Source organism: Pseudomonas sp. R2-37-08W (assembly GCF_003851705.1).
In the GTDB taxonomy this organism is placed as follows: Bacteria; Pseudomonadota; Gammaproteobacteria; order Pseudomonadales; family Pseudomonadaceae; genus Aquipseudomonas.
In genome coordinates, this window is record NZ_CP027728.1 from 3,092,406 (window position 1) to 3,113,269 (window position 20,864).

Below are 20,864 nucleotides of genomic sequence, written 5' to 3' on the forward strand. Positions count from 1 at the left end.
CACTTTCTCGAAAGGACGCGGGCATGCTGACGATCTTTTTCTATGCGCTGGTTTTCGGTTTTGTGTTTTGTCTGTCTCCCGGCGCGGTGCTCGCTGAAACCCTGCGCCGTGGCTTGCTCTACGGTTTCACACCGGCCCTGTTGGTGCAGATCGGCTCGTTGGTGGGCGATGCGGTCTGGGCGGTGATCGGGCTGACTGGCATCGCGCTGCTGATCCAGCATGACGCGGTGCGCGTGCCGCTGACGGTGGTCTGCTCGCTCTACCTGGCCTGGCTGGGCATCCGCAGCCTGGTGGATGCGTGGCAGCTACCGCAAGTCGAAAGTGCACCCGCCAGCTCCGGGAAAAACGCCCTGGCAGTGGGCGCAGCGATCTCCCTGGCCAATCCGAAGAACATCGTTTACTGGGGCGCCCTGGGCAGCGCGTTGTCGGGCATCGTCGGCACCACCCCGAGCCATGGGCAAACCCTGATGTTTTTTGCCGGCTTCATGCTGGCGTCGGTGCTGTCATGCTTTCTGACTGCCGCGCTGGTCAACGTGCTGCGCAAGAATGCTTCGCCAACTTGGCAACGCATCAGCTATGGCGCCTGCGGCCTGGTATTGATTTATCTGGCCATTCTCGCGGCGCAGGGTATTTAACAGGCCGGGGCGCGACGGTGAGGTTTCAGGCCTTGGTCTGGCGCTCCAGTTGCACTTGCAACTGCGCATCGATTTGCAACTGGGCGGCTAAATCGTCCAGGTAATTGCGCTCCGCGTCCTGCTGGTCATCCACCAACATGACGCTGGCCAGATACACCTCGGCCGCAAGCGCCGGGTCGCTGGCGAACTCGGCGAAATCCGCCGCATCCAGAGGCTTGGCGGCTTCAGCGTCGAGCCACTCCTGCAATTGCGGGTCGTCGGTATGCTTGCCCAGCTCATCGGAGATCAACTGCTGCTCGTTCGCATCAATCCGGCCATCGGCTTTGGCGGCAGCGATCAGTGCGCGCAACACGGCGTGGCTGTGCGCTTCGATTTGCGCGCCCGACAGCTGATCGGCCGTCCGGAAGGCCTGCTGCGGCTGGCTCGCCTGTTGGCTCTGCCAAGCCTGATACGCCTTGTAGGCCATCATCCCGAGAGAAGCCAACGCGGCATAGTTCATACCACCGGCGCGCCCTTGCGCCGGGCGCGTTGCCGCGCCACCGCCCAACATGCCCCCCAGCCCACCCAATAGTCCACCCAGGCCGCCGCCGGCCGAAGCATTGCCGGCGCTGGTGCCTTTGAGCAGCCCGCCAAGCAGACCGCCCAACCCGCCGCCCGAAGAAGCACCGCCCTGCCCCGCGCCGCGCAACAGTTGTTCCAGTAGATCGCTGGTATTCATGGTGTCGTCCTCCAGGGCGCATAGTGGCGTTAAATCAACCTTAGTCCGCCCCCGATGGAACACCATGACCGCCGGGCGGGCAAGCTTTATGATGGCGCCACTCCGCCATTCGAGAGGACGCATCGGTGAACCGCATTGAGCACATCAGGTTGATGGCCAACTACAACCAATGGATGAATCGCAAGGTCTACGAAGCCGCCGGCAAGCTGACAGACGCGGCATTGGTTGCGAACCGACAAGCGTTTTTCGGCTCGATCCTCGGCACTTTGAATCACCTGGTGCTGGGCGATACGGTCTGGCTCAAGCGCTTTGCCGAGCACCCGGCAGGCTTTTCCGCGTTGCTACCCCTGAGCGCCATCGCCACACCCGTCGACCTGAGGCAGTTGGCCTTTACAGACATACGCGAACTCTCGGCCCAGCGTGCCTGGCTGGATCAATTGATCCTCAATTGGGCCGACAGCCTGCGGGAAACCGACCTGGACCTGCGTTTGCGCTACCACACCATGCGCGGGGCAGCGGCGGAGAAGGTGTTCTTCGGCTTGGTAGCGCATTTTTTCAATCACCAGACACATCATCGTGGCCAAGTGACCACGCTGTTGAGCCAGGCCGGGGTGGATGTGGGCGATACTGATCTACTGGCGTTGTTTGACTGAGAGCGACTGATCATTTCACCTTGCTGCTCAGCGTCTCCACACTGCGCTTCAAATCATCCAGGCTGCGCTTTAAGCCCTCGATCTCGCTTTTCTGCCGATCGATAGTGCTCTTCTGCTCGTCCAATGCACGCTTGAGGCTGGCAAGCTGACTCTCATTGCTACCGGTGCTGGAGCCATCCTTGCGCTTGAATTCGTCGAAGGCGCGGTCCTGATCCTCTACTTTACTTTTGAGGCTTTTCAGTTCGCTGGCGGTAAGTTTTCGCGCCTCTTTAAGCTCCTCAATATCCCCGACTTTGATACTCGACGGATTCAACACTAACGCGGTACCCGGCCCCAATGTAGCAGCGGTCAGCGGGTCTTCCGACCGCGCTCTGCGGTCACCCCACTGCACCGCAGTCGCAGCCTGCGCCGGGGCGATTATCGCAGCGCTCAAAAAACCAACCATGCCTGCAGCCATCATCCAAGAATGCATACGGACCTTGCGCATCAACTGACTCCCTAACGAACTGCCGGGGTGGCATATCGCTATGACTGTCATTTGTAGAGCTTGTTCCTGGGTTGGGCCCATGCCATGGGAATAATCTGGAAGGCTGCGTAGATCACTGATCTGGCAGGTTTTTTCGGATAACTGTTTGTGCAGGAAAGCGTGCATCGAGGTTGCGCCGAAGCCGCTGGATCTATATATTCGCAACCCTGCTGCACCGCGCTACCGCCCGAATGGCGAAACTGGTAGACGCATGGGACTTAAAATCCCCCGCTCGTAAGGGCGTCCCGGTTCGATTCCGGGTTCGGGCACCATAGATATCAAGGGCTTGCCGGGGAAACCTGGGCAGGCCCTTATCTTTTCTGCTGCGCAACTTTAGAGTCCGCTCCGCAATTCCCTTCCTTCGGCGTCCCGCCGACCTATCTCCCTATTCATAATTTGCCTGCTACTTTGTTCACTCCACGGAGGAACACTGATGCCGAGCACCTCAGAGGCTGGTGTCAGGCGGATGCAGAAGTCGGCTTGGTCAGACAGCTCAAGTATTGAGGGCGGAGGGAATGGCCTATCCATGGGGCACCTTGAGCTTGTAATAGTCGCGACTTGCCGGTTATAAGTCGCCCGATAACGCTACAGAGTTCAAGGTGTAGGAAATGGATAACCTGATAAAGCTGCGTATCGGACTGACAATTGCGGCGGTTGTCGGGCTTGTACCAATCACCATCCTCTTCGCGGTCGGCGTAGTGGCGTTCTTTATTCCGCTCATTTTTGTCGCCAAAAGTCCTCCGCTTGGGGCGCTAGCACTTATAGGCGCAGCAATCGTCTCGGCATTCGCGATATGGTCGGCATGGAAGATCTATGCACTTTCAATGGCAGCGGCACCCGTTGTAAGCAACTCACACTTGCGGGCATCGGGAGCGGTGATTGCGATGATTTGGGGTATGGTCCTCGCGTACTGGACGCGCGATCTGCCCGAACTCACATACATATTTCTTATGCCGGGAATAGTCTCGAGCTCCATGCTCGCCCTTACATTGAAAAGAGCGAAGGCTTGAGGCGGGCGACGAGTTGGGTCAGCATTTTACCCTTCTGAATTTTCCAGCAGCACATCATTCAGCTTCTGCTCGCCCAGGCGCATCACGCTGAGACACTGCAGATCGTCGGACTTGGGCCGGGGCCGAACACCGTCACCTCTCCCTTGGCGCCGATCATGGTCAGCGCACCCACGGTGCATTCGGGATGCTCACCCGCATCGAGGTCGTCGGCGATCTTGCGCCGGGTCTTGGCAGCGTCGCGACAGTCTTCCCGCTTGAACTCCAGCAATTTGACGGTCATTCAGGCCACCATGAATTTGTTGATCTACAAGCTGCGCGCCAGCATGATCTAACATTCCGATCCGTAAAAACGTGACCAGACTGCCTGGCACTACACCAGTCAAAGGATACTGACCTAATGAAGTCAATGCTCACCGCTGCAGCGCTAATATCTGCGACGACTCTTATTGCAGCCTGTCAGAGTGGGCCATACACCCCGCCGGAGCCTAAAACTGAAGTACCGACTACCAAAATGAGCGTTGGCAACTTCATTTCACCGAAAGCGTGTACGAGTGGCACAAATACTCTGAATGGCAAATTGATTGGAGCCAGCCTATGTATCCGATCGCAGAAATATGAAGTCTTCGGCGGCCCAGATATCACCCTGAGCTTCAATCGTGAGCTCGTTACGGTGCTTACCCCTGAGGAAGCGGTCAAAGGGTTCAGAGCTACAAAATACGGCGTCACTGCTTCATTCAAGTGCGAAGAAATCCCGAAAAAAGACACCGATGAAGGGCGCTCTTATCATTGCTCCTACGATGCAAGCAATCTTCCTTTGATCAGGGCTGATATCACATTTCCATAGCCGAGCATGACACCCAATCTCGCGCCACGATTTAGCGCATTCGAAAACGTGGCGCGGATGAGCCGGGTCTACTCCGCTGAATTTGATTTTATGAGACTTCAACACCATGCACGGACGCTTGTATCTCATCGCGTTACTTCTCGCTGGCCCCGCACTGGCATCGGAGCCATCCCGCTACAGCTACGACGAAGCCCCCTACTGACGGCTACATGTACGCCGTTAGGTATAAACAGGCCAAGCTGGCTTGTGAATCGCTGCCTGATGGCCTTGAAGCGGACTATGCGAAAGCGATGCGCCTTACCAAAGAAGCTAACCCCGAATTTGAGCGAACTTTCGTCAAAGGCTTAGCGGCAGATCTTAGGTGGCGCAAACCAGCGACGCCCGAAGATCAGCAGTTGGAGTGCGATCAAAGTCAGCATGCACTGCGCGTGACGGTAAGCCTCGCCCGCCAGTGGTTTCCAGGGGCATGGTAGGCGCTTGTATTATTTGGTCCGCCGCTCGACACCATCATGCGCCTTGTCACAATGCAGGCAGTGCTCGCAGCTCAGCGTCCGACATAGCCAGACCTTCACCCGCTGCCAGTACGTGACCATGAAGATGTGCCGGGCACCGGCCAAAGCCAGGGATACGTGTAGCGTCGGACCGGCGGTGGTCGGGCCGAAGAAGATATTCTGGCTACTCACCGACACAACGAAACCGGTGATGGCGATCGTGGTGTAGATCAGCTTCCCAAGATCGCCACCCTCTGGTTCGCCTACGTCTGCATCTGAGGGGCGGAATTTATGGCTGTAGACGACAGCCATCCTGAAGCCTTCGTCATTTCCTTGGAAATAGACATCTTAGAGCAACCGCAAGAGCCGCCGCTAAGAAGGAGGCAGCAATTTTCGAAGAGGAATGAATCACATTGAGAAAATCACCGAAGGTCGCCGTCTCCGGATCAGCTTTCAGGAGAAATAATACGATGAAGCCAAGATAACAGCCTAGAGCACACCCTAAAAACGCCTTCATTTCAGATCGCGCGAAAGCGATGGAGCGTTGAGTTAACAAAGCACCACTGTGGGCGGCACTTCTTAGCGACTCGTTGAAATTCATAGGCTGGTTCCTTCCATTGATTGTTGGCGGACCAATAGTAAATCAGATGCGCGACTCGCGCGCTAAGGCAGGTACCGACAAGGCAGAGTCGAGCGGTGACATTTTGCAAGCTCGTGATCAGCTCGGGCACACCACCGTGGTCATGGCCGAGAACTACATTCGCAAAAGGATCGGCAAAAAGGTCACGCCGACGAGGTGAGTTCTGCACCGCAATCATTTTCTCCCCCTTGAAAACAAAGAACTGCAAGGGGTATTAAGAGAACGCATAGCGGTGCAGAATTGACGCTATGTCATTGTTTTAAACGATTACATTGCGGACTTAAAAACCCCGCTCGTAACGGCGTCCCGGTTCAATTCCGGGTTCGGGCACCATAGATATCAAGGGCTTGCCGGGGAAACCTGGGCAGGCCCTTATCTTTTCTGCTGCGCAATTACCCTTCTCCGGCGTTCTGCCGATCAATTGACTCCTACCAAAAATCAACCGAACTACGCACGCATCCCAAGGCTCTATCAGGCGACGCCTGGACATTTCCAGGCCAACCGCATGGAGCTGAACATGTCTGACGATCTGAAAAACCGTGGCCCGCAAGACCGTGCTCGAGTGAACACCTCCGAAGCTTGGGAGTTGAAACATTGGACGAAAGAATTTGGTGTGACCGAGCAACAGCTCAAGGAGGCAGTGAAAGCTCTTGGTCCAATGGTTGAGGACGTGCGTAAAAAGCTCGGCAAGTGAGAGTGGTGACGCCCATCTGCAGCATCAACTGAAGCCGCACCTGTTGCGGCTCCAGTCGTTGGCCTTTGCATGATGTGGCCTTCCTTGTGGCCTGTCGGTTAACCCGTGTTTGCAGCACTGAATGCGTGGATCTCCTCGACGATCTGGCGTGATGCCATTCTGATTGCCGTGGTGGTATTGCCGGCGATATGCGGCGTCAGTTGCGCGTTGGGAATACCGATCAAGGGCGAGTCGAACCGGTCTTTTTCCAGGGCAAAGGTATCGATGGCGACCGCCTTGATATGCCTGGGAAACTGACTCATGAAGGCCGCCAACTGATGTTCGTCGACGATTCCGCCGCGAGCGGTATTGATGAGGATTGAACCTTGGCGCATCTGCCGGAACTCGGCAGTGCCGAACAAGCCTCGGGTCAACGTGGTGAGCGGTACGTGGATCGAGACGATGTCCGCCTCGGCCAGTAACTGCGCAAGGCCTGCCCGTCGATCAAGCTCAAGACTGCGCGCCACCGCTTCGGTAAAACGCTCGGACCCGGTGGCGATCACCTTGATCCCCAGCGCCGCAGCCTTGCGCGCCACCTGCCGGGCAATGCTGCCGGTGCCCACCAGCCCAAGCGTAAGTTCGGCGTATTCGGGGGTGGGTGCCAAGGTGCCTTTTGCCCAGTGAGCGTTGTGCGTTTCGCCGTTGTAGTAATCCAGCTCGCGAGACAGAAACAGCGTCTGGGCCACGACGTATTCGGCAACGGCGGCCGCGTTGGAGCCCGGCGTGTTGAGTATCGCCACGCCGCACTGCTCGCACTCAAGCCGATCAATGTGATTGACTCCCGTACCGGCCTGGGCGATGGCGCGCAGTGGTGTGGCCAGCTCAGGCGAGGTGGCGGCGCGGATCAGACTGGCGCCGAAAGGGATGTTCAGGCGCGTCTTGAACACGTCGTAACCCCCGGCCCGACTCACGGCAGCAATAAACGCAGGCTCGTCATGGCAGTTGATCTCGGCGTATTGAATGCGCGTGTTGTAGTGCTGCCGGATGCGGTCTTTGTCCGCGAAATAGTGCAGGTTGAGGGTGACGGCCAGGCCCAGCTCAAGAAAGCGATCGACTTCCTCAAACAGTAGCGGCGGGCCGGGGGCATCCAGTATCAGGGTGGTAAATGCCATACAGTTGATCCTCTCGGAGGAGCGTGCCCTCTTCGGTCAAATCGAATGTCAACCTGAACATCTCCAAACTACTCATTCAATTACTCAGGCATGTTTGAATCGGCCGGAATCGGCGTGGGGATTTGCCATGAAGGTTTTTTACCGTCCTGACTGTCGTAAGTGCGCCGCGCCTCGCGGAAGTCGTCGACGTTTTCGACTACCCAGGTCCAAATAGGCGACATCCGGACCAACAGCCCCATGCCCAACGGCGTCAACTCGTACTCGACGCGGGGCGGAATTTCAGCGTATTCCCGTCGAAGCAACAGACCATCGCGCTCAAGGGAACGTAGCGTCTTCGTCAACATCCGCTGAGTCACGCCGACCATCTGCCTTTTTATCTCAGCGTGGCGCAACTTACCGTATACACCCAAGGCATGCAGGATGCCCAATGACCAGCGGCTGCCCGCGTGAGCGAGGACTTCCCGCCTGACGCCATCATCCTCTTCTCGAAGCGTCCGGCAGATAGCCTCGGCCTGCCTCAGCGCCTCCTGATCGGTCATTTCTTTCCCTGGTATCACACGTGTGCCTTCTTATAAGCGCTGCCGAATCGTGCAAGCATTTGCTCATCGTACAGGCAACAGTCTCAGGAGACATCATGACCGAAGTGACCCCGCTAGCCCCCCAATCTATTCTCGTTCTAGGCGCCGGTGAACTTGGCCTTCCAGTGTTGCGCAACCTCGCGCGGATGGCATCGCGCGCGCCTGGTTCCACCGTCAGCGTCCTGCTGAGGGAGTCGACCATCCACACTCAGGCGCCGGAGAAAAAGCGGGAAATCGATGAGCTTCGTCGCCTGGGCGTCCAAATGGTCGCTGCGGACCTGGTGAAGGATTCAATCGAGCAGCTTGCTGAAGTGTTCGCACGCTTCGACACGCTGATAGGCTGCGCAGGCATGGTCGCGGGCCGAGAAACGCCGATGAAATTGGCTAGCGCAGCACTCAAGTCCGGCGTGAAGCGCTACTTCCCCTGGCAGTTTGGCGTCGATTTCGAGGTGATTGGCCGAGGCAGCCCTCAAGACCTGTTCGACGCTCAGCTGGACGTACGCGAGCTGCTTCGCGCCCAAGACAAAACTGAATGGGGCATCATCTCGACGGGTATGTTCACCAGCTTCCTCTTCGAGCCTGTCTTTGAGGTAGTCGACTTCGAAAACGACACCGTAAACGCCCTGGGCAGCCTCGAAAACAGCGTGACGCTCACTACGCCCGATGACATCGGCATACTGACCGCAGAGATTGTTTTCTTCCAACCACGCTTGCGCAATCAAATCGTCTACCTAGCTGGCGACACCGTGACCTATGGGCAGGTTGCAAGCATCCTTGAGCGTGTGCTGGGACGTCCTTTCACACGCAACGTGTGGACTGTTCCGTATCTAATCCAGGAACTGGAGAAAGACCCCACTCACCACATCAAAAAATACCGCGCAGTGTTCGCACAAGGCAGAGGGGTGGCGTGGCCTAAAGCTGGCACGTTCAATGAGCAGCAGTCGATTCAGGTTACCACTGCGGAACAGTGGGCTCGGAAAAGCCTCGCTGGAAAGTGAGTGTGAGAAGCTAAAAACACTCCCACAATCACCAATGGTCCACCCGTTTCTGTACAAACTGGGTGCTACCTGTGGCCTACCGCAGGTTGACGCTCGGTGATGCCGCTGCCCTCGGCGCCCTTCAGGCTCTCAAGCTCGCCTTCGACAACCTGAATCCTGAGAGTGCCCTGGGAAAGGTCCTGCTGCAGCAGGTAGGCGCGACTGGTGACCAGGCCTTTGGCGAGGTACCGGTCGGTGATGACCTTCAACACTTCGTTGAGCTGCGGCACACCGAGGCATTGGCCGATGTAGGGTTTGATCAGACGCGTGCGCTCAGCCTCGGTCAGCGCATCGGCGCCGCCCAGTTCGAGGGTTCTGATCGGGAAGCAGCGGGTGTCGACGGGGGTGGCCGGTGCTGCTGTCGCAACGGACTTGCCCGGCAGGTCTTTGAGTTCGTCGATGCGCCGTTGCTGCTGTTCGAGCAAACGGTCTTGGCGGTCGCGAATCAGGTCGGTGATGCCCGGCGTGTTCTGCGCCGTGGCGGCTTGCACCCACCCGGTGGTGCTCAAGCAAACGATAACGGACAGGCCGCCCAGACGTATCAAACGCCACATGTCTAGATCCTTCTATGTGGCTCAATGCCACCAACGGGCGCGGATCTTAAAGTGGCATTTTGATGGCGTCAATTAAATGTAGAAATTTGTTTCGCTGGGCAGCCCTGCGCGATTCAAACAAAAAAGGCGCTCCGTAGAGCGCCTTCTTACCGCCGATTGCGTTACTGCAAACTCACCTGACGCAACTCAGGCTTTGCCTCGCTACCAATCGTGATGCGTTTGGGTTTGGCCTCTTCAGGCACCTCGCGCAGCAGGTCGATGCTCAGCAAGCCGTTGTTCAGGGATGCGCCACGCACTTCGATGTGGTCCGCCAGGCGGAACGACAGCCGGAACGCACGTTGGGCGATGCCCTGGTGCAGGTAAGCGACCTTCTCGTCGGTTTCGCGTTTTCCGCCGGAAACCGTCAGAACGCCTCGTTCGACCTGGATATCCAGATCCTCCTCGGTCAGGCCAGCCACTGCGATGACAATCCGGTAGGCGTCATCACCGTGCTTTTCCACGTTATGAGGTGGATAGGAATTCGGAGCCTCGCTGCGCAGCGCCGACTCGAACAGGTCATTGAAGCGGTCAAAGCCCACCGATTGACGGAACAGTGGGGCCAACGAAAGGGTAGTAGCCATTTTAAAATCTCCTGAGTTTCTCCAAGTGATTTAGTACGCGACCCGTCTTCGGCATCGCGTGATCAAAAATTTATGGACGCGCAGAAAGAATTCAAGGGGGCTGAAAAAAATTTTTATCTGGTGGATACCTCTATCGCGAGAACTGCGACGTCACCGCTTGTGCTCTAATCTTAAGCCCAGGCGTGCTTTAACCCGTGAGCGCCTGAGACAGCCCTTGAGGTATAAAAAAATGAAAATGACTCTCCCTGCCCTCGCATTGGGCATCCTGATTTCCCAAGGCGCCATGGCCGCCGGGGATGGCACTGCCGCCCTGGGCGGTGGTGTCGGCGGAGTGCTGGGCAATGTGGTGGGCCAGCAGCTCGGTGGTTCGACCGGCGCGGCCATCGGCGCCGGTGTAGGTGGCGCAGCCGGCGGTGCGGTAGGCGCGCAGAAAGGCAATCGCACGGAAGCAGCGCTTGGCGGCGGGGTCGGGGCTGCAGGGGGTTCGGTTATCGGTAACCACCTGGGCGGCAGTACCGGTTCGACCATCGGCGCAGGCCTGGGTGGCGCCGCCGGTGGCGCGGTGGGCAACAACCTGGCGGATGACGAGAGCAGCCATCGCTCCGACGGCCGCAAGCACAACGGCAACAAGCATAAACACAAGAACAAGCACCGTTGATCATCTGACGCTGCCCGGGCTGAACGACGTTAAGCGCCGTTCAGCCCGGCCTGTCAGCCTTACATCGGCGTACTGCTCACCACGCGCAACGCCAGCCCTTCATACGCATCCAGCGTAATCGTGAACGTCCCCTCTTCCGTCAGGTCCCCTTCCACCCGCTCATTGATGATGTCCACCACCGGCCCCGGTGCGATGTTGGGCAGGTGCAGGGATTCGGTGATCGGCGTGGCGCCGAAGTTCAGCGCAGTGATCTGCGTGCCCTTACCCGCCGGCAATTCGTGAACCATGATCAGCAGGCCTGGGTGCTCCACATCCGGGATCAGGATCTGGCGGCTGGCGGCGATGTCGTAGGCGCGGCGCACGCCGAGGATTTTCTGCAGTTGCGAGGCGAATGAGTCCGGGTCCTGCAACTGGCTGTTCAAGCTGCCATACAGGCTTCTGGAACGCGGCATCTGCCCGGCCGACAGCTCGGCGTCGGGGTTGAGGTCGACCAGGTCGTAGGCGCCACGATGAATCCAGCGCGTGTCACCATCGGCCATCAGGTGCGCGACTTCTTCGGCGGCCAACGGCAGCGCGCCCACCAGGTCCCAACCCGATAGCGCAAACACCCCAGGCTGCATGGCGTTGTACATCACCAGCAGCAAATGGATCTGGCGAATCTGCTGAATATCGGCTGCGGTGATGGCCTCCAGGTCACGAATGCCGAGAGCGGCGGTAATGATGCTGGCGGTGGTGCAGGACACGCCGTTGGTGACGAATTTGAGGTTATACGGCGCGTGTTCACCGGTCAGGCGTTCGTACATCTGCTCGCGGATATGCTCGCGCAGGATGTTGCCGGGGAAGGTCTGGCCCTGGAACATAAAGCTGTCATGGGCATGCAACGTCCAGAAGTGCACCAGCTCCAGGGTCAGTTCATCGTGGTTTTGCAGCGCGTGGATCAGCGAGCCAGGGTCGATGCCGAGGCTGTGCATCTGGCGCAGCATCAGGCGCAGGAATTCAGTGTCGCCCATCAGCAACGCGTGCTGGTAGGCCGGCCGGGTGATGAAGTCATAGGACAGGTCGGCGCCGCCATGGGACATGGACGCGATGTCGTCCACGGTGAGGTTGAGCTCCTGGAAACTGAAACCGCCGGCCTTGCGGATCGCCCCGCCGAGTAACTGGTTGCCGGTGATCGACAGCGGATGGCTTTCCGACCAGGCGCTGCCGTCGAGCTTGCGCTCCACGCCGAGGAAGCCGTTGGCGTCCAGGCGCAGGATTTTCGCGCCCATCACGTCGATAGCGTGCAGCGCGTCGCCGATGATCATCTGCTGGGCGGCGAAGGAGGGATCGAGCCAGTTCAGCGACGGCTGCCCTTCCTTGAAGTAATGCAGGTACACCCAGCGGCGCGGCTTGCCGTCGACGCCCACCACCACCGGCGTGGCGCTCCAGTCGGTTTCCTTGACGCCGGGCTCGAAGAAAATCACCCGCTGCAATTGGCCGACGATGTAGTGCTTGTCGCGCAGCGCATCCACCTGCGGTGGGCTCAGGTTCTGCGCGTCGCGGCCCTCGACGACATCCGGCAGCAACGGCCAGTCTTCTTCGCGGATTTCGACCATGTGATACAGGCCGGGGTAGTCTTCATAAGCCATTTCCGCCAGGCGAAAATCCGCGCCTTTGCCGGTATGCGAAGGGATCACGTCGTCGATGATCACCGCGTTGTGCGCGGCGGCCATGCGTGTCAGCGCCTGCAACTGCGCCTCGGTGCCCAGCTGCGGGTCGATTTCGAAGCTGATGCGGTCGAAATTGCCGTCGATGGTCGGCGTATGTTCGGTACCGGACAAGCCGCCGGATTTCTTCAACGGCCCGTTGTGAATGCCCTGGATGCCGATCTTCGACAGCACATGCCACAGGGTTTCGTCGCCCAGCGCTTCCAGCACCGTGCCGTCTTCGCGGGTCACGATCGATGCCGGATACGCCGTGAACCACACCGATGACAGGGCCGACGCGTCACGCGGCCGGGTTTGCGCAAAGGGCTGCTGCCACATCCGCCCCTGCCCCGAATAGAGTTTGGCCCGCTGGCGCGCCGCGTGCAGCATGGAGCCTTGCACCAGCCAATTCACATGATCGTTGTCCGCCGCCGTCATAAGCCTGATACCTGTGGTCGTGAAAGGTTACTCGTACGCATAGGAGCGACGCGCGGGGCGATTCGTTGCATTGAGATGCAGATTCAACTGTGGGAGGGGGCTTGCTGATCGTCCCCACGCTCTGCGTGGGAATGCCTCCTGGGACGCTCCGCGTCCCGCCGACCGCTGCACCTGGGAGCGACTGCGCATAGGTGACGCAGAGCGTCACGGGCTGCATCCCCACGCGGGAGCGTGGGAACGATCGTCAACTGACTGGCATTGGGGCTTGCCCCCTCCCACAGTGGATAGCAGCTATATCAAGTCTTGCGTCGCCTGCCGGTACTGCCTCGGCGTGAACCCCGTCGACGCCTTGAATTGCCGGGTAAACGCGCTGTGGTCGGTGTACCCGCACTGCAACGCCACGTCGGTGATTGGCAGCGTGGTATGCAGCAATCGGTGGGCATGCTCCAGCCGCACCTTCTGGATCATCTGCCGGGGCGTGAGGTGGAACACGCGCTTGCAGTAGCGCTCCAGCTGCGCCACGGAAATACCGGCGATTCGCGTCAGCTCGCCGAGGGTGACACGGCGGTTGAAGTGGGCGCGGATATGCGCGTCCACTGCCGCCAGGCGCTGGTAGGCCGGGTGGGTTTCGCTGGCCGATTGCAGGTCGACCGAGATGCCGGCCAGGCCGATGATCATGCCGCTATCGCTATACAGCGGCCATTTGTGCGTGAGGCACCAGCCGGGTTCGCGGCTGCCGTACAGGTGCAGCTCAAGCTGGTCTTGCAGGACGAAACCCTGTTGCAGCACCCGTCGGTCCTGCTCGGTATAGCCCGGCCCCAGTTGCGCGGGGAACACTTCGGCGCTGGTCTTGCCCAGCAGCGGTTGCAGGTGCCGCAGGCCGCAGCGCTGCACCAGGGTGCGGTTGGCGAGCACGTAGCGGGCGTCGATGTCCTTGATGAAAATCGCCGCGTTGGGGATCACGTCCAGCAACGGCAACAGCTGCGCGGCGCCCGTCAGCAGTTGCTCGATGCTGTGGGGGCGGCTGCCCTGCAAGAGACTCGCAAGCACGTTCTGCACCATGACATTCATCGCTCGTTTCTGACCCCGACGCCGAGCAGAGTGCCCCATGCCCGGGACGCTGTCGAGCGCCGGCGATTGTGCTGAATTCGTCATCCATCCCCACAAAAAACATCAATCGCCGTTGGTTTATCGGGCTCACGATAGGGCCCCTGCATGCCTATCCAATAACTCACAAGAAGGCGCCGCTATGTCAGGCCAAGGCAAGTTCAAGAAACAGCTGTCATTGATGGACCTCACCTTTATCGGGTTGGGTGCCATCTTCGGTTCGGGTTGGTTATTCGCCGCCAGTCATGTGTCTGCAATCGCCGGTCCCGCCGGGATTATCTCCTGGCTTATCGGCGGCTTCGCCGTGCTGCTGCTGGGCATTGTCTACTGCGAACTCGGCGCTGCCCTGCCCCGTGCCGGTGGCGTGGTGCGTTACCCGGTGTATTCCCATGGCCCGCTATTGGGTTACCTGATGGGGTTTATCACGCTGATCGCGTTTTCCAGCCTGGTGGCGATCGAGGTCGTCGCCTCGCGCCAATACGCTGGGGCGTGGTTTCCCGAGCTGACCAAGGCCGGCTCCAGCGACCCCACCACCCTCGGCTGGCTGGTGCAGTTCGCCTTACTGTGCCTGTTCTTCCTCCTCAACTACCGCAGCGTGAAGACCTTCGCCATCGCTAATAACCTGGTGAGCGTGTTCAAGTTCATCGTGCCGCTGCTGGTGATCGGCGTGCTGTTCACCTTTTTCAAGCCGGCGAATTTCCAGGTGCAGGGCTTTGCGCCATTCGGGCTGTCGGGCATCGAGATGGCGGTGTCGGCCGGCGGGGTGATCTTCGCCTACCTGGGGCTGACGCCGATCATTTCGGTGGCCAGCGAAGTGAAGAACCCGCAGCGTACGATTCCGATTGCATTGATCCTTTCGGTACTGCTGTCGACGGCAATCTACGTGTTGCTGCAAACCGCGTTCCTGGGTGGCGTGCCCACCGAGATGCTCGCCAACGGCTGGGCCGGGATCAGCAAGGAATTGGCGCTGCCCTACCGCGATATCGCCCTGGCACTCGGCGTGGGCTGGCTGGCCTACCTGGTGGTGGCCGATGCGGTGATCTCCCCCAGCGGCTGCGGCAATATCTACATGAACGCCACCCCGCGTGTGGTGTATGGCTGGGCGCAGACCGGCACATTTTTCAAGATTTTCACCCGCATCGATGAAAAATCCGGCATCCCGCGCCCGGCCCTGTGGCTGACCTTCGGCCTGTCGGTGTTCTGGACCCTGCCCTTCCCGTCCTGGGAGGCGCTGATCAACGTGGTCTCCGCTGCGCTGATCCTGAGTTACGCCGTAGCCCCGGTCACCGTTGCCGCGCTGCGCCGCAATGCACCGCAGTTGGCGCGGCCGTTCCGGGTCAAGGGCATGGCGGTGCTAGGACCACTGTCGTTCATCATCGCCGCGCTGATTGTGTACTGGTCGGGCTGGAGCACGGTGTCGTGGTTGCTCGGCCTGCAGATCCTGATGTTCGTGGTGTACCTGCTGTGCGCACGCTGGGTGCCCACCGCGCACCTGAACCTCAAGCAACAGGTGCGCTCGTCGGCCTGGCTGATCGGTTTCTATGCGGTGACTATCCTGCTCTCCAAGCTCGGCAGTTTCGGCGGCATCGGCCTTATCAGCCATCCGTTCGACACCGTCGTCGTGGCAGTCTGCGCCCTGGGCATTTACTACTGGGGCGCCGCCACCGGCGTACCGGCCCAACTGGTGCGCCTGGAAAGCGAAGACGATGAAAGCGAAGCCGTCAGTGACGATCGCTACAGCCCACCCCTTTCTGCAGCCACTCACTGATGGAGCTTTGCATGAAACGCCTGCACGTCATCGACTCCCACACCGGCGGCGAACCTACGCGCCTGATCATGAACGGCTTCCCGGCGCTGGCGGGGGCCACCGTCGCCGACCAGCTCGACGACCTGCGCAGCCACCACGACCAATGGCGCCGCGCCTGTCTGCTGGAACCGCGCGGCAACGATGTGTTGGTGGGCGCACTGTATTGCGCGCCGGTCACCCCAGGCGCCACCTGCGGCGTGATCTTTTTCAACAACGCCGGCTACCTCGGCATGTGCGGCCACGGCACCATTGGCCTGGTTGCCTCGCTGCACTACCTGGGGCTGATCGAGCCGGGCGTACACACCCTCGACACCCCGGTTGGCCCGGTGGCGGCTACGCTGCACGACGACGGCACGGTGACCCTGCGCAACGTGCCCGCCTATCGCTATCGCCGGCAGGTCGCGGTGGACGTACCCGGTCATGGCGCGGTGATGGGTGACATTGCCTGGGGCGGCAACTGGTTCTTCCTGGTGTCCGACCACGGCCAGGCGTTGCAGATGAGCAACGTCCACGCCCTCACCGACTACACCTGGGCCATGCTCAAGGCCCTTGAGGCCCAAGGTATCCATGGCGCAGACGGCGCGCTGATCGACCACATCGAACTGTTCGCCGATGACGCCCATGCCGACAGCCGCAACTTTGTGATGTGCCCCGGCAAGGCCTACGACCGCTCGCCTTGCGGCACCGGCACCAGCGCCAAGCTCGCCTGCCTGGCCGCCGACGGCACACTCGGCCCCGGCGCGCCGTGGGTTCAGGCCAGCATCACCGGCAGCCAGTTCCAGGCCCGCTATGAATGGGACGGCGAACGCATACGCCCGTTCATCACCGGCCGCGCCCACATGACCGCCGACAGTACCTTGCTGATCGACGAGCAAGACCCTTTTGCCTGGGGCATCTGAGCCCCTCTTCCTACTCGAGTACCAAGGAGTCAGCACCATGAGCGACAACATCTTCACCGGCTGCATGCCCGCCCTGATGACGCCCTGCACCCCGGCGCGCACACCCGACTTCGATGCCCTGGTGGCCAAGGGTCGCGAGCTGGTCGATATCGGCATGAGCGCCGTGGTGTATTGCGGCTCCATGGGCGACTGGCCGCTGCTCACCGAAGCCGAGCGCCAGGAAGGCGTGGCGCGCCTGGTGGCCGCCGGCGTACCGACGATCGTGGGCACCGGCGCGGTCAACAGCCGTGAGGCCGTGGCCCACGCCGCGCATGCCGCCAAGGTCGGCGCGCATGGCTTGATGGTGATTCCGCGCGTGCTGTCCCGTGGCGCCTCCGCCACCGCACAAAAGGCCCACTTCGCGGCGATCCTCAACGCGGCGCCGAACCTGCCGGCGGTGATCTACAACAGCCCGTATTACGGTTTCGCCACCCGCGCCGAGCTGTTCTTCGAACTGCGCCGCGAGCACCCGAACCTGATCGGCTTCAAGGAATTCGGCGGCGCTGCCGACCTGCGCTATGCAGCGGAAAACATCACCTCCCAGGACGATGACGTGACCCTGATGGTGGGCGTCGATACCCAGGTAGTGCACGGCTTCGTCAATTGCAACGCCACCGGCGCGATCACCGGCATCGGCAACGCATTGCCACGGGAAGTGCTGCAACTGGTGGCATTGAGCAAAAAGGCCGCCAAGGGCGATGCCAAGGCCCGTCGCCAGGCGCGGGAGCTGGAAGCGGCGCTGGCGGTGCTGTCGTCTTTCGATGAAGGCTGCGACCTGGTGCTGTATTACAAGCACTTGATGGTCCTCAACGGTGACCAGGGCTATGCCCTGCACTTCAACGCAACCGACGTACTCAGCGACGCGCAGCGCCGCTATGCCGAGCAGCAGTACGCGCTGTTCCGCCAGTGGTACGCCAACTGGTCGGCTGAGCAGAACGTCGATTGATCCTTGTGGCGCGGGAGCTTGCTCCCGCTGGCTGCATAGCAGCCTCCGGCCTTTATTGGGGGGCGCTGCGCACCCCAGCGCAAGCAAGCTTGCTCGCCACAAATGTCTCGCGCCTACTTACTCTTTGTGTTTTCCAGGATGATCCCATGACTCTGACGGGCAATATGCTGATCGGTCAGCAATCCCTTTCCGGCACGCGCGAAGCGATCCGGGCCGTTAACCCCGCCACCGACACGCCCCTGGAGCCCGCCTATGCCGGCGGCGACAGCCAGCATGTCGAACAGGCTTGCGCGCTGGCGTGGTCCGCTGCTGACGCTTACCGCGAAACTTCCCTGGCCGCCCGTGCCACGTTTCTCGAGACCATCGCCGACAACATCGAAGCCCTTGGCGATGCGCTGATCGACCGCGCCATTGCTGAAACCGGCCTGCCCCGTGCCCGAATTCTGGGCGAACGCGGCCGCACCTGCGGGCAGTTGCGCACCTTTGCCCGCACCGTGCGCCTGGGTGAATGGCTGGACGTGCGGGTGGACCCCGCGCAACCCGAGCGCCAGCCCTTGCCCCGCGCAGACCTGCGCCAACGCCATATTCCCCTGGGCCCGGTGGCGGTGTTTGGCGCCAGCAACTTCCCCCTGGCTTTCTCGGTGGCCGGCGGCGATACCGCATCGGCACTCGCTGCCGGTTGCCCGGTGATCGTCAAGGCCCACCCGGCCCACCCTGGCACCAGTGAGCTGGTGGGCCGCGCCATCGCCCAGGCGGTGCAACACTGCGACTTGCCACACGGGGTGTTTTCACTGCTCTACGACGCCGGGCATGAGGTGGGTACCGCGCTGGTGACCGACCCGCGTATCAAGGCGGTGGGCTTTACCGGTTCGCGCAGCGGCGGCATCGCGTTGTGCCGAGCGGCCCAGGCACGCCCCGAGCCGATCCCGGTGTATGCGGAAATGAGTTCGATCAACCCGGTGTACCTGTTTCCAGCCGCGCTGCAAGCCCGGGGCGCGGCGCTGGCCGAGGCTTTTGTCGCCTCACTGACCCAGGGCGCCGGCCAGTTCTGCACCAACCCAGGCTTGGTGATCGCCGTGCAGGGCGCCGCCCTGGAGCGCTTCATTCACAGCGCCAGCGACGCGCTCCAGCGCTGCCCGGCGCAGACCATGCTCACCCCCGGTATCTTCCACGCCTACGAACGCGGCGTAGCCAGTCTGACCCAGCATGCGCGAACGGCCGCACAGGGCTTAGCGGCGAGCGGACCGAACCAGGGCCAGGCCCAGTTGTTCGTGACCCAGGCCGAGGCATTCCTGAGCAATCCACACTTGCAAGCCGAAGTCTTCGGCGCGGCCTCGCTGGTGGTGGAATGCCGCGATGCCGAGCAGGTGCGCCAGGTGTCTGAACGCCTGGAAGGCCAACTCACCGCCACCCTGCATCTGGATGAACCTGACCTGCCACAGGCACAGGCGTTGTTGCCGGTGCTGGAGCGCAAGGCCGGTCGCCTGCTGGTCAACGGCTGGCCGACAGGCGTGGAAGTGTGCGACGCCATGGTGCATGGCGGGCCGTTTCCGGCCACCTCGGATGCGCGCAGCACCTCGGTGGGTACGGCGGCGATCCTGCGGTTCCTGCGCCCAGTGTGCTACCAGGACTTCCCGGACGCCTTGCTACCCACCGCGCTGCAGCAGGGCAACCCGTTGCGGTTGCGCCGCTTGCTCGACGGCCAGAGAGAGGCGTAGACGATGGCCAAGCCCAACTCAGCGGATATCGTCGTGGTCGGCGCCGGCATCATCGGCCTCGCCTGTGCCGTGCAATTGGCGCGACAAGGGCGCCAGGTGCGGGTGATCGACGCGCAGGCGCCCGGGCTGGGCGCCTCCTATGGCAATGCCGGGCACCTGGCGACCGAGCAGGTGTTTCCCATCGCCGACCTGTCGATCCTCAAGCGCTTGCCGGCCATGCTGCTGGACCCCACGGGCCCGCTGCGCCTGGACTGGACCTACCTGCCCCGCGCCCTGCCCTGGTTTATCCGCTTGCTGCTGAACCTGCGGCCGGCCCCCTACCGGCGCAGCGTGGCCGGTATTCGTGCTTTGAACGAAGCCAGTCTCGGCGCGTGGCAGCGCTTACTGCACACCATCGGGCAACCCCAGCTGTTACGCGAAGACGGTTCGCTGCTGGTGTATGAGCGCGCCGAATCCCGCGCAGCGCTGGATGCCTTGCAGCAACGCATGATCGCGCAAGGCGTGCCGGTGGCGTTCTGGTCGGCTGAAGCAGTGCACGCGGCGGCGCCGCAGTTGAGCGAGGCGATACAGGGCGGTCTGTTTTTCCCCGCTACGGGGCATTTTCTCGACCCGTACACGGTGGTTGGCGCCCTGGTAGACGCGGCCAAGGCCCTGGGCGTGGACTTCCTGCAGCAGCGCGTGCTGGACGCCCGCGTGGACGGCAGCGGCGTGTCACTGCTCACCGACCAAGGCGCAGTCACGGCGCGCCAGGTCCTGATCGCCTGCGGCGCCCACTCGGCGGCGCTGACCGCCGCACTCACCGGCAAACGCGTGCCGCTGGACACCGAGCGCGGCTATCACCTGATGCTGCCCCACGAACACGCGCGCTTGCCCTTCGCCGTCACCTCGCTGGAGCGCAAATTCATCATGACCCCCATGCCCGGCGGCCTGCGCCTGGCCGGCACCGTCGAATTCGCCGGCCTGCAACGCCCGGCGAACATGCAGCGGGCGTGGCAGTTGCATCGCTTGGCCAACGGACTGTTCCGCCAGCCGTTGAATGCTGACGAAGCCACGCCATGGATGGGTTTCCGGCCGTCGCTGCCCGACTCATTGCCGATCATTGATCGGGTGTGCGATGGCAAGGTGTTGCTTGCGTTCGGTCATCAGCATTTGGGGTTGACTCAGGCGGCGGTGACGGCAGAGCTGGTTGGGCGGTTGGCAGCAGCTGATGTGGAACAGCGCGACACATCCTTTATTGCGCCCTATCGCCTCGGGCGATTTTGATACGGCAGCAACTTACGAAAAACCAGGAGAATCCCTACAAAGAGCCGTTGAAGCCTCCGCCGCAGCTTAAAAACAAGGCTTAGCGGGCGGATGAAGGTCACACGCGCTCTGGCGTTGGCCCCATAAACGGCACGTTTAAACATCAAGCAATAA

At 61.0% G+C, this 20,864-nt stretch carries 21 protein-coding genes, 1 tRNA gene and 3 pseudogenes; 14 read left to right on the forward strand and 11 right to left on the reverse strand.

Translation table 11 applies throughout. The features are described 5' to 3' along the window. Positions 1 to 23: 23 nt before the first annotated feature. Entirely contained in the window at positions 24 to 635 is a 612-nt protein-coding gene (locus tag C4J93_RS14210; RefSeq protein WP_124429690.1) for a LysE family transporter, read from the forward strand. A gap of 25 nt (positions 636 to 660) precedes the next feature. Here the strand turns inward: C4J93_RS14210 and C4J93_RS14215 are convergent, their stop codons facing one another. Further along, a complete protein-coding gene (locus C4J93_RS14215) occupies positions 661 to 1,353 on the reverse strand; it encodes a tellurite resistance TerB family protein (RefSeq protein ID WP_124429691.1) in 693 nt (230 codons plus the stop codon). Positions 1,354 to 1,478: 125 nt separating this feature from the next. Between C4J93_RS14215 and C4J93_RS14220 the strand changes: the two genes are divergently transcribed. After that, entirely contained in the window at positions 1,479 to 2,006 is a 528-nt protein-coding gene (locus C4J93_RS14220; protein WP_124429692.1) for a DinB family protein, read from the forward strand. Positions 2,007 to 2,016: 10 nt separating this feature from the next. Here the strand turns inward: C4J93_RS14220 and C4J93_RS14225 are convergent, their stop codons facing one another. Beyond that, positions 2,017 to 2,493 carry a hypothetical protein gene (locus C4J93_RS14225; RefSeq protein ID WP_124370811.1) on the reverse strand — a complete coding sequence of 159 codons (477 nt, stop codon included), beginning with the start codon at positions 2,491 to 2,493 and terminating at the stop codon, positions 2,017 to 2,019. 224 nt (positions 2,494 to 2,717) lie between these two features. Here C4J93_RS14225 and C4J93_RS14230 point away from each other — a divergent pair. Then, positions 2,718 to 2,804 (forward strand) — tRNA-Leu (locus C4J93_RS14230). Positions 2,805 to 3,140: 336 nt separating this feature from the next. After that, positions 3,141 to 3,542 (forward strand): hypothetical protein, encoded by a 402-nt coding sequence (locus C4J93_RS14240; protein ID WP_124370813.1) that lies wholly within the window; start codon positions 3,141 to 3,143, stop codon positions 3,540 to 3,542. A gap of 26 nt (positions 3,543 to 3,568) precedes the next feature. Here C4J93_RS14240 and C4J93_RS14245 read toward each other — a convergent pair. Beyond that, positions 3,569 to 3,822, reverse strand: a pseudogene (locus C4J93_RS14245) (hypothetical protein). A gap of 117 nt (positions 3,823 to 3,939) precedes the next feature. Between C4J93_RS14245 and C4J93_RS14250 the strand changes: the two are divergent. Beyond that, entirely contained in the window at positions 3,940 to 4,386 is a 447-nt protein-coding gene (locus C4J93_RS14250; protein ID WP_124367156.1) for a lipoprotein, read from the forward strand. Between the two features lie 482 nt (positions 4,387 to 4,868). Here C4J93_RS14250 and C4J93_RS14255 read toward each other — a convergent pair whose 3' ends face one another. Continuing rightward, positions 4,869 to 5,189, reverse strand: a complete 321-nt coding sequence (locus C4J93_RS14255) for a hypothetical protein (RefSeq protein WP_256660071.1) — start codon at positions 5,187 to 5,189, stop codon at positions 4,869 to 4,871. 13 nt (positions 5,190 to 5,202) lie between these two features. Further along, positions 5,203 to 5,478: a hypothetical protein gene (locus C4J93_RS14260; protein WP_124362997.1), complete on the reverse strand. Its 276-nt coding sequence runs from the start codon at positions 5,476 to 5,478 to the stop codon at positions 5,203 to 5,205. Positions 5,479 to 5,521: 43 nt separating this feature from the next. Here C4J93_RS14260 and C4J93_RS27575 point away from each other — a divergent pair. Together C4J93_RS27575 and C4J93_RS14270 are read left to right on the forward strand one after the other, a co-directional pair. Beyond that, positions 5,522 to 5,677 (forward strand): annotated as a pseudogene (locus tag C4J93_RS27575) (integrase); the annotation flags it as partial. Positions 5,678 to 6,034: 357 nt separating this feature from the next. After that, entirely contained in the window at positions 6,035 to 6,211 is a 177-nt protein-coding gene (locus C4J93_RS14270; protein WP_124429693.1) for a DUF3606 domain-containing protein, read from the forward strand. 98 nt (positions 6,212 to 6,309) lie between these two features. Here C4J93_RS14270 and C4J93_RS14275 read toward each other — a convergent pair whose 3' ends face one another. Both C4J93_RS14275 and C4J93_RS14280 read right to left on the reverse strand, forming a co-directional pair. After that, positions 6,310 to 7,362 (reverse strand): D-isomer specific 2-hydroxyacid dehydrogenase family protein, encoded by a 1,053-nt coding sequence (locus C4J93_RS14275; protein WP_124370815.1) that lies wholly within the window; start codon positions 7,360 to 7,362, stop codon positions 6,310 to 6,312. A gap of 80 nt (positions 7,363 to 7,442) precedes the next feature. Then, the gene (locus C4J93_RS14280; protein ID WP_124370816.1) at positions 7,443 to 7,901 is read right to left on the reverse strand and encodes a helix-turn-helix domain-containing protein; all 459 of its coding nucleotides are present in this window, start codon (positions 7,899 to 7,901) and stop codon (positions 7,443 to 7,445) included. A 95-nt stretch (positions 7,902 to 7,996) separates the two neighbouring features. Here C4J93_RS14280 and C4J93_RS14285 point away from each other — a divergent pair, with 95 nt between their 5' ends. Continuing rightward, entirely contained in the window at positions 7,997 to 8,938 is a 942-nt protein-coding gene (locus tag C4J93_RS14285) for an aromatic alcohol reductase (RefSeq protein WP_124370817.1), read from the forward strand. Positions 8,939 to 9,015: 77 nt separating this feature from the next. Here C4J93_RS14285 and C4J93_RS14290 read toward each other — a convergent pair. Together C4J93_RS14290 and C4J93_RS14295 are read right to left on the reverse strand one after the other, a co-directional pair. Then, positions 9,016 to 9,531 (reverse strand): annotated as a pseudogene (locus tag C4J93_RS14290) (POTRA domain-containing protein); the annotation flags it as partial. 161 nt (positions 9,532 to 9,692) lie between these two features. Continuing rightward, positions 9,693 to 10,151 carry an Hsp20 family protein gene (locus C4J93_RS14295; RefSeq protein WP_124363001.1) on the reverse strand — a complete coding sequence of 153 codons (459 nt, stop codon included), beginning with the start codon at positions 10,149 to 10,151 and terminating at the stop codon, positions 9,693 to 9,695. Positions 10,152 to 10,380: 229 nt separating this feature from the next. On the opposite strand from C4J93_RS14295, the gene C4J93_RS14300 reads away from it, so the two are divergent. Then, positions 10,381 to 10,809 (forward strand): hypothetical protein, encoded by a 429-nt coding sequence (locus tag C4J93_RS14300; protein WP_124370818.1) that lies wholly within the window; start codon positions 10,381 to 10,383, stop codon positions 10,807 to 10,809. A gap of 59 nt (positions 10,810 to 10,868) precedes the next feature. Here C4J93_RS14300 and treS read toward each other — a convergent pair whose 3' ends face one another. Both treS and C4J93_RS14310 read right to left on the reverse strand, forming a co-directional pair. Next, the gene (gene treS, locus C4J93_RS14305; RefSeq protein WP_124370819.1) at positions 10,869 to 12,932 is read right to left on the reverse strand and encodes a maltose alpha-D-glucosyltransferase; all 2,064 of its coding nucleotides are present in this window, start codon (positions 12,930 to 12,932) and stop codon (positions 10,869 to 10,871) included. 291 nt (positions 12,933 to 13,223) lie between these two features. Then, the gene (locus C4J93_RS14310; RefSeq protein ID WP_124430878.1) at positions 13,224 to 13,994 is read right to left on the reverse strand and encodes an AraC family transcriptional regulator; all 771 of its coding nucleotides are present in this window, start codon (positions 13,992 to 13,994) and stop codon (positions 13,224 to 13,226) included. A 187-nt stretch (positions 13,995 to 14,181) separates the two neighbouring features. On the opposite strand from C4J93_RS14310, the gene C4J93_RS14315 reads away from it, so the two are divergent. The 5 genes from C4J93_RS14315 (at position 14,182) to C4J93_RS14340 (ending at position 20,711) form a co-directional block, all read left to right on the forward strand. After that, complete coding sequence (locus C4J93_RS14315) at positions 14,182 to 15,807, forward strand: APC family permease (RefSeq protein WP_124429694.1); 1,626 nt, start codon at positions 14,182 to 14,184, stop codon at positions 15,805 to 15,807. Between the two features lie 11 nt (positions 15,808 to 15,818). Then, positions 15,819 to 16,745: a 4-hydroxyproline epimerase gene (locus C4J93_RS14320; RefSeq protein WP_124429695.1), complete on the forward strand. Its 927-nt coding sequence runs from the start codon at positions 15,819 to 15,821 to the stop codon at positions 16,743 to 16,745. 37 nt (positions 16,746 to 16,782) lie between these two features. Next, complete coding sequence (locus C4J93_RS14325) at positions 16,783 to 17,730, forward strand: dihydrodipicolinate synthase family protein (RefSeq protein WP_124410012.1); 948 nt, start codon at positions 16,783 to 16,785, stop codon at positions 17,728 to 17,730. Between the two features lie 146 nt (positions 17,731 to 17,876). Then, positions 17,877 to 19,448, forward strand: a complete 1,572-nt coding sequence (locus C4J93_RS14335) for an aldehyde dehydrogenase (NADP(+)) (RefSeq protein WP_124429696.1) — start codon at positions 17,877 to 17,879, stop codon at positions 19,446 to 19,448. Between the two features lie 3 nt (positions 19,449 to 19,451). After that, entirely contained in the window at positions 19,452 to 20,711 is a 1,260-nt protein-coding gene (locus C4J93_RS14340) for an FAD-binding oxidoreductase (RefSeq protein WP_124429697.1), read from the forward strand. Positions 20,712 to 20,864: the final 153 nt, after the last annotated feature.